This is a genomic window from Paraburkholderia sp. DHOC27 (assembly GCF_003429005.1).
GTDB lineage: Bacteria > Pseudomonadota > Gammaproteobacteria > Burkholderiales > Burkholderiaceae > Paraburkholderia.
Genome location: NZ_QVQV01000004.1, coordinates 221,428 through 235,907, shown reverse-complemented (window position 1 = coordinate 235,907; position 14,480 = coordinate 221,428). Strand labels below are relative to the sequence as shown.

Annotated in this window: 9 protein-coding genes and 1 tRNA gene; 6 read left to right on the top strand and 4 right to left on the bottom strand. The window is 62.6% G+C overall.

Going from position 1 to position 14,480, the window contains the following annotated elements; genetic code table 11:
* Positions 1-69: 69 nt before the first annotated feature.
* Positions 70-381, top strand: a complete 312-nt coding sequence (locus tag D0B32_RS16570; RefSeq protein ID WP_117335073.1) for a DUF4148 domain-containing protein — start codon at positions 70-72, stop codon at positions 379-381.
* A gap of 190 nt (positions 382-571) precedes the next feature.
* Here the strand turns inward: D0B32_RS16570 and D0B32_RS16565 are convergent, their stop codons facing one another.
* The gene (locus D0B32_RS16565; RefSeq protein ID WP_117335072.1) at positions 572-1,285 is read right to left on the bottom strand and encodes an enoyl-CoA hydratase/isomerase family protein; all 714 of its coding nucleotides are present in this window, start codon (positions 1,283-1,285) and stop codon (positions 572-574) included.
* 383 nt (positions 1,286-1,668) lie between these two features.
* Here D0B32_RS16565 and D0B32_RS16560 point away from each other — a divergent pair, with 383 nt between their 5' ends.
* From D0B32_RS16560 to D0B32_RS16545, 4 genes are read left to right on the top strand one after another with little or no spacing between them, the layout of a single operon-like run.
* On the top strand, positions 1,669-2,349 hold the full coding sequence (locus D0B32_RS16560; RefSeq protein ID WP_117335071.1) for a response regulator transcription factor: 681 nt from the start codon (positions 1,669-1,671) through the stop codon (positions 2,347-2,349).
* Between the two features lie 24 nt (positions 2,350-2,373).
* A complete protein-coding gene (locus tag D0B32_RS16555) occupies positions 2,374-7,380 on the top strand; it encodes an AAA family ATPase (protein ID WP_117335070.1) in 5,007 nt (1,668 codons plus the stop codon).
* Between the two features lie 8 nt (positions 7,381-7,388).
* A complete protein-coding gene (locus D0B32_RS16550; protein ID WP_117335069.1) occupies positions 7,389-10,340 on the top strand; it encodes a PAS domain S-box protein in 2,952 nt (983 codons plus the stop codon).
* Positions 10,340-11,500 (top strand): hybrid sensor histidine kinase/response regulator, encoded by a 1,161-nt coding sequence (locus D0B32_RS16545; RefSeq protein WP_117335068.1) that lies wholly within the window; start codon positions 10,340-10,342, stop codon positions 11,498-11,500. Before D0B32_RS16550 ends, D0B32_RS16545 begins: the two co-directional genes overlap by 1 nt.
* Before the next feature lie 182 nt (positions 11,501-11,682).
* Here D0B32_RS16545 and D0B32_RS16540 read toward each other — a convergent pair.
* From D0B32_RS16540 to D0B32_RS16530, 3 genes are all read right to left on the bottom strand, one after another.
* Positions 11,683-11,759: transfer RNA gene (locus D0B32_RS16540), tRNA-Pro, on the bottom strand.
* 14 nt (positions 11,760-11,773) lie between these two features.
* Positions 11,774-12,886: an S-adenosylmethionine:tRNA ribosyltransferase-isomerase gene (locus D0B32_RS16535; RefSeq protein ID WP_117335067.1), complete on the bottom strand. Its 1,113-nt coding sequence runs from the start codon at positions 12,884-12,886 to the stop codon at positions 11,774-11,776.
* Positions 12,883-13,617 carry an SDR family oxidoreductase gene (locus tag D0B32_RS16530; protein ID WP_117335066.1) on the bottom strand — a complete coding sequence of 245 codons (735 nt, stop codon included), beginning with the start codon at positions 13,615-13,617 and terminating at the stop codon, positions 12,883-12,885. Before D0B32_RS16530 ends, D0B32_RS16535 begins: the two co-directional genes overlap by 4 nt.
* A 152-nt stretch (positions 13,618-13,769) precedes the next feature.
* Between D0B32_RS16530 and D0B32_RS16525 the strand changes: the two genes are divergently transcribed.
* Complete coding sequence (locus D0B32_RS16525; protein ID WP_117335065.1) at positions 13,770-14,477, top strand: helix-turn-helix domain-containing protein; 708 nt, start codon at positions 13,770-13,772, stop codon at positions 14,475-14,477.
* Positions 14,478-14,480: the final 3 nt, after the last annotated feature.

Genomic DNA, 14,480 nt, shown 5'->3' with positions numbered 1-14,480 from the left:
CACTGTGATCACTGGCTGCACACAAACCTGTTTGCAGCGCTGGAAAAACAATCTCTGGAGGTAGTGATCATGAAATCCCTTATCAAGGCTGTTGCTATCGCTGTTGTTCTCGCCGCTCCGGTTGCTTCGTTCGCCCAATCGAACCAGCCCCTGACGCGCGCTGAAGTCCGTGCCCAACTGGTGCAACTCGAAAAGGCCGGCTACAACCCGAGCAACGACAACACGACGTACCCGGCTGATATCCAGGCCGCCGAAGCACGTGTCGCGGCACAGAATGCCGCAACGAGCGGTGAAGGTGGTGTGGCGAGCGGCTCGTCGCAATCGGGTGCTGCCGCGATTCCGGTGCTGACGAACCAACGTTCGATCTATGCTGGTCACTAATCAGTGCGAGTAAAGCGCTCGCCGCTTATCCAGTAGCGAGCGCCGCTGCAAACTCGCACTGATCTGGCGCGAGTGTTTGACTGGCTGAAACGGCCCGCTACGGCGCATCATCGCCGCAGCGGGCCGCTTCGTTTTGGGCGCGATGCTTCGCAATGGCGGGCGTGGATTGAGACGCACCGACGCCAATGCCTCATCCCTCGAGTTCAGTCTGTGCCGCCAGCGCGGCGTTTTCCATCGCATTCAAAAGCCGTTTCGCCGCGCGTTGCACGAGCGGCGAAGACGCCAGCAGCTCGCGGACCAGCGTGTCGGTGAGATTTTCCAGTTCGGCATCGGCGACGAAGTCGGTTGCGACGCCCCAGTCGTAGGCCTGCGCCCCGCGGATATAGCGCGAACGCATGACCACGTCCCGCGTGCGGCCGATTCCCACCATCTGTTGCAGGCGGCCTGCGCCGCCTGACCCGCATCCGAGGCCCACGCTTTGCGCGGGAAGTGCGTAAAGCGTGGTCTCCGTGGCAATCCGGAAGTCGCATGCGAGCGAGAGTTCGAAGCCCGCGCCGAAGCAGTAGCCGCGATTGGCCGCAATCACTGGCTTGCCGCAGCGCGAAGGGAAGTCCATCGTCCACGTTCGCCACGCCAGATCCTCTCCAGCTGCATGACCCGAGCCTTCAAACTCGCACCCGCGCGAAAAATGTTCACCCAATGCGCGCAGGACGATGACGCGGATCGTCGAATCGATGTCCAGCGCTTCGAACACTGTGCGCAATTGCTCGGCCTGCCGGATGGAGACGAGATTGAAGGGCGGACGGTCCAGAATGATGTCGGCCCGCGCCTGCTGCGCGTTGATACAGACCTTAAAGCCCTCGAATTGCGTTGGCGGTGTTGAAGTGTGATTGAGTTGGGTCATGAATCTTCCCTCGGCGCAGAATGGTGTCCCCTCTCAGAACGCCATTCCTCACATTAATCAGGACTTCGAATTGGCTTCGCTACGAATTCGCGCCAGCGCGCGGATCGGTAGGAGAGATCATATGGGCGGCTCGATTTCCCCACGATGATGGAATCATTAACCTTAGTTAATCGCCAGCGTGAGAGGTCTGCGGACCTTCGCGGCACGTTGGGTTCGACGCCAGTGGTCCGTTTTCACGCGGTCTCTTGGCGGGAAAATTAAAAAAAATTAATAATCCCGTTGAATCGGGTTTGACAGATTTCGGGGATAATCGAATCGAGAGTTCGCCGCATAGGCGTTGTTGCCCCGGGAGGGTGTCGAACGACGAAGGAGGCGCGCGTGATATGAAAATCTTGCTCGTCGAAGACAACGAACAGGTTGCCGGCTTTCTGAAGAAGGGGCTTGTCGAGGCAGGCCATGTCATCGATTCCGCGGACAACGGCCGTGACGGCATGTTTCTCGGCGCCAGCGAAACCTACGACGCCATCATCATGGACCGCATGCTGCCAGGCGGCATCGACGGCCTCGGCATCATCGCGGCGTTGCGCGCCACCGGCAATCGTGTCCCTATCCTGATCGTGAGTGCGCTGGACGAAGTCGACGAGCGCATCCGCGGCCTGAAGGCAGGCGGCGACGACTACGTGGTCAAGCCGTTCGCATTTGGCGAGGTACTGGCGCGGCTCGACGCGCTCACGCGCCGTGCGCGCGAAAACTACGCGGAAAAAGTCCTCAAGGTGGGCGATCTGTCCATCGACCTGCTGTCGCGCAAGGTCGCCCGTGCGGGCAAGCCCATCGCGCTCAAGCCACGCGAGTTCAAATTGCTCGAGTATCTGATGCGTCACGCGGATCAGGTGGTCACGCGCACCATGCTGCTCGAAAATATCTGGGACTACCACTTCGATCCGCAAACCAACGTGATCGACGTTCATGTGAGCAAGCTGCGCCACAAGATCGACGCCGGCTTCGAACGGTCCGTGCTGAGGACGGTTCGCAACTCCGGTTACATGCTGACGGCGAACGAATAACCGGCTCTGGCATGCGGGGGCGGCATGATCGAGTTATCCGACTTCAGGTTCGAAACGCTTTGTGACGACGGCGAGGTGTTGCTGTCGCGCATCCGGCGTGGCGAGGACGCGAGGACGTGGCTGACCGTCACGCTGCCGTCGCCGCAGCCCGCCGCTGATGGTCAGGCGCGTCTCGAGCACGCTTACGAATTGCGCAGTCATCTGGACGGCAAGTTCGCCACCTTGCCGCGCGCGCTCGTCGAGCACGCCGGCAGCACGGCGCTGCTGCTCGACGATCCCGGTGGCACGTCGCTCGCGGCTCTGCCCGCGGGGACGCTGCCGCTCGGCCGGGTGCTGCTCATTGCCGCGAATCTTGCCGCGGCGCTTGGCGCGCTGCACGCAAGGGGTCTGGTCCATAAGGACATCCGGCCCGCCAATATTCTGGTGAATACGGAAACCGGCAGCGTGGCATTGACGGGATTCGGCATTGCCTCCTGCAATGCCATTGAAGCGTCGATGGGTACGATGCCTGACTTCACGGCGGGGGCACTCGCTTACCTCGCACCGGAACAGACCGGCCGCATGAACCGGGCCGTCGACGCACGCGCCGATCTGTATTCGCTAGGTATTACGCTCTACGAAATATTGACGGGCCGCTCGCCGTACCGGGCCAACACGGCGCTCGAATGGCTGCATTGTCATATCGCCAGAACGCCGATCCCGTTGAACGAACTCGCCCGCGACGTGCCGCAGCAAGTGAGCGCAATCGTGATGCGGCTACTGGCCAAGGCCGCCGAGGATCGCTATCAGACGGCGCAAGGCCTGGAAGACGACCTGCGTCGCTGTCTCGCGGCATGGGACCGCAGCGGCCGGATCGACGCATTTCCGCTTGGCGCGCATGACACGCCGGAGCGCCTGCTCGTGCCAGAACGCCTCTATGGCCGCGAAGTGGAGACCGTCGAACTGGATAGCGCATTCGAGCGCGTGATGCGCGATGGCAAGTCGGAACTCGTGCTGGTCTCCGGCTATTCGGGCATTGGCAAGTCGTCGCTCGTCAACGAGCTGCGCAAGAAATTGCGCGCCACCGGCGGCCGCTTCGCCGAGGGCAAATTCGAGCAATACAAGCGCGACATTCCGTACGCGACGCTGGGCCAGGCATTTCAGAGCCTGACGCAGGACATCCTCGCGCAAGGCGAGGCACAGATTGCCGATTGGCGGGCGCGCTTCGCTGAAGCCGTGGGCGCAAACGGGCAACTCGTCGTGGCGCTGATTCCACAACTCGAAGCGATCATTGGACCGCAACCGGCGGTGCCCGAACTGCCCGCGCAAGAGGCGCAGGCTCGCTTCCAGGGCGTGCTGTCCCGCTTCATCGGTGCGTTCGCGGATGCAGGCCATCCGCTCGTGCTGTTTCTGGACGACCTGCAATGGCTCGACGGCGGCACGCTCGATCTCGTGCAAAGTCTGCTCGCCACGTCGAAGCTGCCTGATTTGCTGGTGGTGGGCGCGTATCGCGACAACGAGGTTAGCGCGACGCATCCACTCACCCGCGCGCTGGTGGCCATTCGCGAGGCGGGTGTGCCGGTCCACGAAATCGTCCTGCGGCCGCTGCAGTTCAGCGAAGTCGCGCGGCTGGTTGGCGGCGCGCTGCGTATCGAACCAGCCAACGTCATGCATCTGGCGCATTTCATCTTCGAGAAGACGGGCGGCAACCCGTTCTTCACAGTGCAGTTTCTAAAGATGCTGGCCGAGCAGGGACACCTCACGTTCGACGCCACGCGCCGTGCCTGGCAATGGAACATGACGGCCCTGCGCGAGGCGCAGTTTACGGACAGCGTGGTCGATCTGATGGTCGGCAAGATCGAACGCGTACCGGAAGCGACGCAAAGCGCGCTCAAGCAGTTCGCCTGCTTCGGAAACAGCGCGAGCACCGCGATGCTGGCGCGCGCCAGCGGCATGAGCGAAGCCCAGATGCCGGCGGCGCTCGCCGACGCCGTGAATGCGGGTCTCGTGTTCCGGCGCGAACGCGGCTACGCGTTTCTGCACGACCGCGTGCAGGAAGCCGCGTATGCGCTGATTCCAGCAGGCGAGCGGGCCGCCGCGCATCTGCGGATTGGCAGGATGTTCACCACCAACGCGGCGGCGGAGGACATCGAGCAGAACATCTTCGAGGTCGTCAATCAGTACAACCGGGCCGTCGAACTGATCGACACCCCGGCCGAGCAGATGCGCGTGGCGCAATGGAATCTGCTGGCCGGGCGACGCGCGAAAGCGTCGTCGGCCTATGCGTCCGCCGCCACTTATCTCGCGCTTGGCAGCGGCTTGCTCGACGACGCAAGCTGGGATGAACACTACGGGCTCAAGTTCGCGCTGGAAAGCAGCCTCGCCGAATGCGAGTTCTTGACCGGCAAAACGGATTCAGCAAAGACGCGCCTCGAAGGACTGGCACAGCGCGCAAGGACGCTGCCCGACCGGGCCGCGATTGCCTGGCTGCGTGTCACGCTGTTCACCGCCCTGGATCAAAGCGACCTGGCGGTGCAGATCTGCCTCGACTATCTACGCGGCGTGGGCATCGACTGGGTGCCGCATCCCACGCGCGACGCAGCCCGTGCCGAGTACGAGCGTTTGCTTGCGCGCATCGGCGACGCACCGATCGCGTCGCTGCTCGATCTGCCCTTGCTCACGGACCGCGACCGGCGGGCGACGCTGGACGTGCTCACCGCCGTGCTGCCACCCGCGTTTTTCAGCGACGAAAGCCTCGTCTGCCTGATCCTTTGCCGGATGGCGAACCTGAGCCTCGAACACGGCAACAGCGACGCGTCGTCCATTGGCTATACGTATCTCGGCATGGTGGCGGGTCCGGTATTCGGCGATTACGAAGCCGGCTATCAATTCGGCCAGCTTGGTCTCGCGCTGGTCGACGAACGCCGGCTGGAACGCTTCCGGCCACGCGTCTACATGTGCTTCGCGTATCACGTGGTGCCGTGGACCAAGCACATTCGCACGGGCTTGCCGCTGCTGCGGCGTGCGTTCGATGCTGCGAGCGAAAGCGGCGACCTCACCTATACCGGCTTCAGTAGTTGTTGCCTCGTGACGAGTCTGCTGGCCGCTGGCGATCCGCTCATCGATGTCGAGCGCGTCGCGCAGCAACGCCTCGGTGTGGTGCAGGCCGCGAAATTCGGCCTCATCGTCGATATCATCGGCGCGCAGTTGCAGCTCATTCGAGCCCTGCGCGGCCTGACGTCAACATTCGCGTCCTTCAACGACGAAGCCTTCGACGAGACGCGCTTCGAGCAGCATCTCGAAGCCGATCCCTGTCTCGCCATTGCCAACTGCTGGTACTGGATTCGCAAACTGCAAGGGCGCTATCTGGCGGGACATATCGCCGAAGCCATCGCCGCAGCCGAGAAGGCAGCACCGCTGTTGTGGACCTCGTCGGGCCATTTTGAATACGCGGAGTACTACTTCTACGCCGCACTGGCCCGCGCCCGTCAGTACGACGATGCCACGGTCGACCAGCAGCCGGCGGTGTTGCAGGCGCTGACTGAACATCATGCGAAGCTCGTCGTGTGGGCCGAGCATTGCCCGAGTAATTTCGCCTGCCGCGGTGCGCTCGTGGCAGGCGAGATCGCGCGCATCAACGGCCAGGAATTCGAAGCGATGCGTCAGTACGAAAACGCCATCGCTCTCGCCCGCGAACACGAGTTGCCGCTGGTCGAAGCGCTGGCGCATGAAGTGGCCGGGCGCTTTTATCTGGCACGTGAATTCACGACGATCGCGTTTGTGTACCTGGGCAACGCCCGGCTTGCGTATCTGCGCTGGGGAGCGTCGGGCAAGGTGCAGGCGCTCGATCGGCGCTATCCCAGTCTCGTGCGCCAGCCAGGGGAGATGCCCGCGCGCAGCATCATGGCCGAGCAACTGGATGTCGAAACGGTGGTCAAGGCGTCGCAGGCCATTTCGGGTGAAATCGCCTTCGAGAAGCTGATCCGTACGTTGATGACCATCATGCTCGAACATGCCGGTGCGGGACGTGCATTGCTCGTCCTGCCGCGCGGCGAGCAGTTGCGCATCGAAGCCGAAGCACTGACGAGCCGCGAAGGCATCGAGGTACGTTTGCGCAATGAGGTGGTGAGCGCCCGCGATCTGCCGGTGTCCATCCTGCACGCCAGCATGCGCAATCAGGAGCGCGTGCTGCTGGACGACGCATCGCTGCCTCATTCGTTTTCTACGGACGAGTACTTTCACTCGGTGGGTGTGCGTGCGGTGCTGTGTTTGCCGCTGGTCAAGCAGGCGAGGCTGATGGGCATGCTCTACCTGGAAAACGACCTTGCGCCAGGCGTGTTCACGCCGCCGCGCCTCGCGGTACTGGAACTGCTCGCGTCGCAGGCTGCGATCTCCCTCGAAAACGCCTCGCTGGAAGAAAAGGAAGCCTTGCTCGAAGAGAAGGAAGCCTTGCTGCATGAAGTACATCACCGGGTAAAGAACAATCTGCAACTCATCAGCAGCCTGCTCAATTTGCAGGCTGCGCGCGTGACGGACAAGGCTGTGGCCGAACTGTTCGCTGATAGCCGCAACCGCGTGCGGTCGATGGCGCTGGTGCACGAGAACCTGTATCGCGCCGGTAACTTCGCTCGCATCATGATGGCGACCCACGTGAACAATCTCTGCGGCCACCTCGCGCGTGCCTATGACATGGGACGCATGGGCGTGGCCTTGCAGATCGACGTAGACGACGTGCAGCTCGACATGAACCGCGCGGTGTCGTGCGGGCTGATCATCAACGAGCTGGTGTCCAACGCGTTGAAGCACGCGTTTCCAGATGGCCGCAGCGGGCGTCTGCGGGTCGAGCTTGGGCTGATCGATCAGGAGCGCTGCAAACTCACGGTCGCGGATAACGGCGTGGGCATCGCTCCGGAATTCTCGCTGGAGAAAGCCGACTCGCTGGGGCTGCAACTCGTGCACGACCTGACGCATCAATTGCAAGGCAGCCTGGAACTGAGCCGGGTTGGCGGTACCACCTGCAGCATTCTCTTCAATGCTTACGGACGCGGATAAAAAACATCATGGCGGGCGCACGCATTCTGATTGTCGAGGACGACCGGGTTGTTGCGCGAGACATTGCGCAACAGATGGCGAGCGCCGGCCATACGGTGGTGGGCGTCACGACGCGCGGTGAAGACGCGCTGACGCTGGCGGCCGAGACCGTTCCCGATCTCGTGCTGATGGACGTGCGGCTGGAGGGCTCACTCGACGGCATCGACGCGGCCCGACTGCTGCGTGACACGCTGAATCTGCCGGTCGTGTTTCTGACCGCTTATGCGGACGAGGAGACCGTGCGACGCGCGACCGTCACCGAACCGTTCGGCTACGTGCTCAAGCCTTTCGACGACACGCAACTGCGTACCGTCGTCGAAATGGCGCTGTACAAGCATCGCGCGGAGCAGCGCTTGCGCGAGAGCGAGCAGCGTTATGCGGTCACGCTGTCGAGCATTGGCGATGCGGTGATCGCCACGGATCGCGAGTCGCGCATCAACTTCATCAATCCGGTTGCCGAAGTGCTGACTGGCTGGCCGCGTGGTGAAGCGCTGGGCCGCCCGCTGGTGGACGTGTTTCGCGTGATCAACGAAACGACCCGCGCGCCGGCGGAAGATCCCGTGGCGGCGGTGCTGGCGGCCGGCTGCATTGTCGGGCTGGCGAATCACACCGTACTGTTGGCGCGCGATGGCCGCGAGATCGCGATCGACGACAGCGGCTCACCGATCATCGACGATCGCGGTGAAATTCGCGGCGTCGTGCTGGTGTTTCGCGACGTGACGCAGAGGCGCCGCGCGGAAGAAGCCGAGATACTGCGGGAGACCAATGCGCGCTTCGAAATGGCGATGCATGGGTCGAATGTCGGCGTATGGGAAATTGACATGCCGGACGGCGATCACCGGCATGGTGTCGCGCGCTTCGCGAACATCTGGGAATGGCTCGGCTACACGCGGCCGCAGACGCAGATCGACTATGAGATGTACATGGGCGTGCTGGTGCCGGAAGACCGCGTGCGCACGGAAGCGGCCATGCTTGAATATTTCAGCAAGCGGGTTGGCGCGTTCGAGATCGAAAACCGGCTGTGTCATAGCGACGGCAGCCTGCGTTGGGTATTGGTGCGCGGCACGGCAAGCTGGGATGCGCGCGGCAGACCAATTCGCTTCGTTGGCAGCCTCGTGGATATCACCGAATTGAAACTGACCGAACAGGCGCTGCGTTCCAGCGAGGCGCGCTTTCGCGGCACGTTCGAAAACGCCGCGGTGGGCATTGCGCACTGCGATCTGCAAGGGCGCTTTTTACGGTTGAATCAACGCTGGTGCGAGATCGTCGGCTATGCGCGCGACGCTCTGCTGGAAAAGCGCTTGCAGGACCTGTTCGATCCGGGCGCGCTGGCTGCGAGCGAAGAGACCTATCGTCAACTGAGTGAAGGGCGCATCTCGCACTACACGGACGAAATGCCCTTCGTCAAGGCAGATGGGGCGCGCGTGTGGGTGAGCGTGTCGATCGCATTGCAGCGCGATGCAGCGGGCAGCGCGTTACACACTATCGCGATCCTGCAGGACATTTCCACGCGCAAGGCGCTCGAAGACACGGTGCGTGTCGCCAAAGATGCGGCAGAGGCGGCCAATCGTGCTAAAGACCAGTTCCTCGCCAACATCAGCCATGAGTTGCGCACGCCATTGAACGGCATCCTCGGCTACGCGCAAATCCTGCGACGCGATACGGAGTTGACCGAGCGGCAACTGGCGAGCCTCGGCGTAATCGAACAGAGCGGCGAACATCTGCTCATGCTCATCAACGACATCCTCGACTTCGCGCGTATCGAGGCAGGCAAGCTGGATCTCAACGTGAGCGACGTGCCACTGCGGCCGTTTTTGCGTGTGATTGTCGAGATGGTGAGCGTGCGTGCCGATCAAAAGCATCTCGTGATGAACTTCGAGTCGCCGGCCGATTTGCCGAAGGTGATCCGCGTCGACGAAAAGCGCCTGCGGCAAGTGTTGTTGAATCTGCTCACCAATGCGATCAAGTTCACCGATCGTGGCGAAATCACGCTGGCGGTGCGCACGGTGGGCGACGCACGTTTGTGCTTCGAAGTGCGGGACACGGGCGTGGGGGTGAGCGCGGACAGGTTGGAGGCGATCTTTCAGCCGTTCGAACAGGCCGGTGATTTCACGCGCCGCACTGGCGGCGTTGGCCTGGGTCTCGCCATCAGCCGTCAGCTCGTGCGCATGATGGGCGGCGAAATTCGCGTGACGAGCGACGTTGGACAAGGCAGCACGTTCTGGTTCGAACTCGATGCGCCGGTGTCGCACGCAGAGGTGGAGGACTTCCAGTCAGCGTTCGAAATCGTCGGCTATGAGGGCGACGAACGACACGTATTGGTGATCGACGACGTGGCGGCGAATCGCGCGCTGATCGTCGATTCGCTGGTGCGCTACGGCTTTCGTGTGTCGGAGAGCAGCGACGGCCGCGACGCGCTCGCCAAAGCCGAGGCGTCACGCCCTGATCTGATTTTGCTGGACACGGTCATGCCGGTGATGGGCGGCATCGAAACACTCTCGCAGATTCGTGCGTCCGCGGTGCTGCACGACGTGCCGGTGATCGCGGTGTCTGCCGATGCCTCGACACGTAACCGGCAGGCCAACCTTGCCGCGGGGGCGAGTGTCTTTCTGGAAAAGCCGCTCGACCTGGACCGCTTGCTGAAGGAGATCGCCGCGGTGCTGGCCTTGAAATGGACCCACCGTGCGCGCCCGGCCAAGACAGAAGAGCCGACGGTGGTGCCGCCGCACGACGAACTGATGGCGTTGCACCGTTTCGCACTGCGTGGCTCGATGCGCGACATTGTCCGCCACGCGGATTATCTGGTTGATCTGGACAGCCGTTACTCGGGTTTTGCGACGCAGTTGCGCCGCCTCGCGACGGCGTATGAATCGCAAGCCTTGCTTACGCTAATCGAACAACACCTGGGGCCCGCTACGTGATGACCAACGAATCCTCCAACACGGGTGCGCCCGTCGTTCTGGTGGTGGATGACACTCCGGCAAATCTCGGCCTCGTGGTCGAATGTCTGGAGGGAAAAAATCTGCGTGTGGCCATTGCGCGTGATGGCGACGAGGCATTGCGCCGCGCTGAACTGGTGCTGCCCGATCTGATCCTGCTCGACGTGATGATGCCGGGGCTGGACGGCTTCGAGACTTGCCGTCGGTTGAAAGCGATGGAGAAAACGCGCGATATTCCGGTCATTTTCATGACCTCGTTGACGCAAACCGACGAGAAGATAGAAGGGTTTCGCGCGGGCGCGGTCGACTATGTGACGAAGCCGCTGCAAATGGAAGAAATGGCCGCGCGGGTGAACACGCATCTGAAACTGCGCTCATTACAGAAATTGCAGGAGGAGCAGAACGCACGCTTGCAGCGAGAAGTGAAGACGCGCGAGCAGGCCGAGGAAGCGCTGATCGAAGTGGTCAACGGGGTGCGTAACGTATCGAACGCGATTGCTCACGATCTGCGTACGCCGCTCACGGAATTGCGTTCACGGCTGGAAGTGTTGACGTTGACGTTGCGAAGAGAAGGCAACGAAGACACGCTGCCGGAACTCGAAGTCGCACTGTCGGATGTCGATCACGTCATCAGCATTTTCAACGCGCTGCTGCGGCTGGCGGAAATCGATGCGGGTGTGCGCCGCTCGGGCTTCTTGCCGAGCGATCTGGGCAGCATCGTCTCGGATGCGGTGGAGTTTTATCAGCCGGTCGCCGAATTGCGCGGTATCGGGCTGTCACTTCAATGCGAGGGGGATTTGACGACGGTGGGCGATCCGCTGCTGCTCGCGCAGGCCCTTGGCAATCTGATCGACAATGCGCTGAAATTCGCGCGTGAGGAAGGCGAAATCAAGCTGACTGCACGACGTCTCGGCGACACGATTGCCGTTTCAGTGGCAGACGACGGCCCTGGCATTCCGGATGCGGAAAAGCCCAAGGTCACCGACCGCTTCTATCGAGGCGATGCCAGCCGTGGTACGCCGGGTATGGGATTGGGGCTTGCGTTGGTCAAGTCGGTGGCGACGCTGCATCGCGGCTCACTCGGGCTCGCCGACAATCAACCGGGGTTGATCGCAACGCTCACCGTGAGTTGCGCGGTGTAAAGCCGTACGCGAACATCGAACGATGCGCTTGAGAGGCTTGATAAGCGGATTTCTTGCGGAAGTGCGCCGAAGCCGAGGCCTTTGAACTAGCCGGCGAGGAGATGCTGCTATTGCAACAGGACAGTCATACGACTGAGGGACAGGCAGCGTTGTGATGACTACGCTGAAAGCCTTGCTGGTATTGGTCGGAGCGATAGGATTCGAACCTACGACCCTCTGATCCCAAATCAGATGCGCTACCAGGCTGCGCTACGCTCCGACGAAGCCGAGATTCTATATGGCTTCAGTCGGCAGCGTCAATGACCAATTGTTAAAAGCTTTGGCGTGCCGTTCGCGCCCTGCACACGCGCGCCGCTCGATCCACACCGAATCGCCGAATTCATGCGTGCGATAACGATGGGCGTCGAGTTCGTCGGAAGCGCGTTGCAATGTCAGCGTATCGGTGAAGGCGCGCAGCAACGCGTAGTGGCTGGTGTCCGGTTCGTGCGTACCGGAAACGATGACGTCGACAACACGCAGTATCGAACCAGGACCGAGCTGCTGCGTGGCCATGCCGTCTCCGGCGTGCACGATGCCGTCGCTGCGCGCCGCGTGTTCGAGCGCACGCACCACGGTCGTGCCGATGGCCACCACGCGACCACCTCGCGCACGCGTCGCTGCAATCATTTGCGCCGTGCTTGGCGGGATGCGATAGGGCTCGTCGAATGGCAGACGTGTATCGAGCGCTGCATCGCCCGTGGAAGAAAGTCCTGCAGCATGTGTGAGGGTGGCGAAGTCGATGCCGCGTGCACGCATCGCATCCACGCTTTGCCAATCGAGCACGAAGCCCGCCGACGGTGACTCGAATGCCACGGGCTGCGCGGCAATGGTGGTCCACACATCCCACAGCGCGAGCGCCTGTGGCACATGCGCGTATTGAACCGGCTTGCCTTGTTCTGCGAGCGTGCGCCAGATACTGGTGGCGTTCCCCTCGAAGCGTAGTTCGACCAGGCGCGGGTGATCGAGCACACACAAGACGGTTGCGCGAAGGCTGCCAAGGCGCAGCTGATCACCCTCGATCACTGCCGGCGGTGCAGCGCGCGCTTCGGTTGGCGTGTGGAAATCGCCCGCGCCGAACAGCACGGCGGTAAAGCGCTGCACGTCATGTGGATCGAGCGATGCGCGGCCCGCCAGCCGCACTTCGATCGGTGCGCCGCTGCGCTCGTGTATCGCCGCGAGGCTCGCGGGCAAGGTGGCCGCGTCGTTGGCGATGACGCAATCGCCCTCGCGCAGTAAATCAATCAGCGCGGTGCGTGGACGATGTTCGATGTGACCGTATTGATCGACGACGAGCAGGCGTGCATCGTGAGGGCGTTGAATGGCCAGATTGGCAGCGCGCAGGCTCATGCTTGTTCTCCCACGAGAGTGGCAGGGCTGCGCATCGTTTGCAGCGTGGCGGCGAGCGTATCCGCGAATGCTCTCGCTGCGTCTGCGGGACGTTTGAGGCTGGCGCGATCAGCGTCGGGTACGGCGAGCGCGTGCAGCGGTGTATCCATGTCACCGGGGTCGAGCGACAGCACGCGCACGCGTTGCGTTGTCAGCTCCTGGTCCCAGATACGGCTCATGTGCCGCAATGCGGCCTTGCTCGCGCCATACGCACCCCACGTGGCATATGGCTCGATGGCGGCGTCACTGGAGACGTTCAGCACTACCGCGCCACCGTATTCACGCGCGGCCGCTGTGAGTGAGCCCAGCAACGCGCGTGTGAGACGGAAAGGGCCGAGCAGGTTGGTGGCGAGCGCAGTCTCCATGTCCTCGCAGTTCGTATCGGCGAGCAGCGCGAGCGGCGTGGGTCCGAGTGACGAGGCATTGTTCACCAGTACGTCGAGCCCGCCCAGCAGACCGCTGATCTGCAGCGCGAGGGGGTAGATCGCGTCCTTGTTCGACACATCGCCAACGAGGCCCACGGCTTTCGAACGACGCGCTTCGACCTGGGCGACGCGTCGTGCGTCGCGCGCGACAAACGCAACGTGCGCGCCGCGTGCGAGCAATTCGTCGAGCAGCGCGAGGCCAAGTCCCGAGGTACCGCCGGTGATCGCGACGCGCATGCCATGCAGATTTGCGTGAGTAGGTGCCATGTGTTTCTCCGGTTCAGGGCGTGGCCCAAGGTGACGGAAGACGACTGGATGCAAGGGTCGTGTGCCCCGCGTCCTGCCAATGGCCCGATAATAGAAACACCACGACGCACGGCCGAGTGCGATGTCCAACTCCTTGTCAGAAAGTCGATACGATGGACGATTCCACGCAGGAACGCGCTAAACAGCCCGCCAAAGAGACGACGAGGAGGATCACGAAAGCGCTCGCTAAAGCACCGGCAACAGAGTTCGCGCAGGAATCCGGCGCGACACCCGAGACGTCCCCCGACACGTCACCCGACGCCGGGCACGCTGCCCAGCATCTCGCGCGCAATCTGGTGGCGTTGCGACATGCGCGTGCCTTGACACAGGAGGGGCTCGCGAAATCGTCGGGACTGCCGCGCTCGACCGTGGCGAATCTGGAATCGGGCGAGGGCAATCCTTCGCTCGCGGTGCTGATGAAAGTGGCGGGCGCGCTCGGCGCGCCGCTGGACGAACTGCTGGCGTCGCCGCGCGCCAAGGTGCGCAAGTGGTCAGTGGACGACATCTCCGCGCACACGCGCGGCAACGGCTTGACGATCCGGCCGCTGGTGCCGGAGCCGATGCCCGACGGCATTCTCGAAACGATGTCGTTCGCGCCGGGTGGTTATATGCGCGGCACGCCGCATCTGCCGGGCACGCGGGAATACTTCACCTGCATCGAGGGACGCGTGGCGATTTTCGTCGCAGGCGAGCGGCACGGACTCGAAACCGGAGACGTGCTGGCGTTTCCGGGGCACGTGCCGCATTCATACCGCAATGAGGATCCACAGCGCGAGGCGCTGGGCGTGTCGATCGTGGTATTGGCTAAAGCGGGCGTGTAACGG

Excerpts from the sequence above, each read along its gene's own strand:
- D0B32_RS16570 (WP_117335073.1), top strand. The coding sequence starts at position 70 with ATGAAATCCCTTATCAAGGCTGTTGCTATCGCTGTTGTTCTCGCCGCT.
- D0B32_RS16565 (WP_117335072.1), bottom strand. The coding sequence starts at position 1,285 with ATGACCCAACTCAATCACACTTCAACACCGCCAACGCAATTCGAGGGC.
- D0B32_RS16560 (WP_117335071.1), top strand. The coding sequence starts at position 1,669 with ATGAAAATCTTGCTCGTCGAAGACAACGAACAGGTTGCCGGCTTTCTG.
- D0B32_RS16555 (WP_117335070.1), top strand. The coding sequence starts at position 2,374 with ATGATCGAGTTATCCGACTTCAGGTTCGAAACGCTTTGTGACGACGGC.
- D0B32_RS16550 (WP_117335069.1), top strand. The coding sequence starts at position 7,389 with ATGGCGGGCGCACGCATTCTGATTGTCGAGGACGACCGGGTTGTTGCG.
- D0B32_RS16545 (WP_117335068.1), top strand. The coding sequence starts at position 10,340 with ATGACCAACGAATCCTCCAACACGGGTGCGCCCGTCGTTCTGGTGGTG.
- D0B32_RS16535 (WP_117335067.1), bottom strand. The coding sequence starts at position 12,886 with ATGAGCCTGCGCGCTGCCAATCTGGCCATTCAACGCCCTCACGATGCA.
- D0B32_RS16530 (WP_117335066.1), bottom strand. The coding sequence starts at position 13,617 with ATGGCACCTACTCACGCAAATCTGCATGGCATGCGCGTCGCGATCACC.
- D0B32_RS16525 (WP_117335065.1), top strand. The coding sequence starts at position 13,770 with ATGGACGATTCCACGCAGGAACGCGCTAAACAGCCCGCCAAAGAGACG.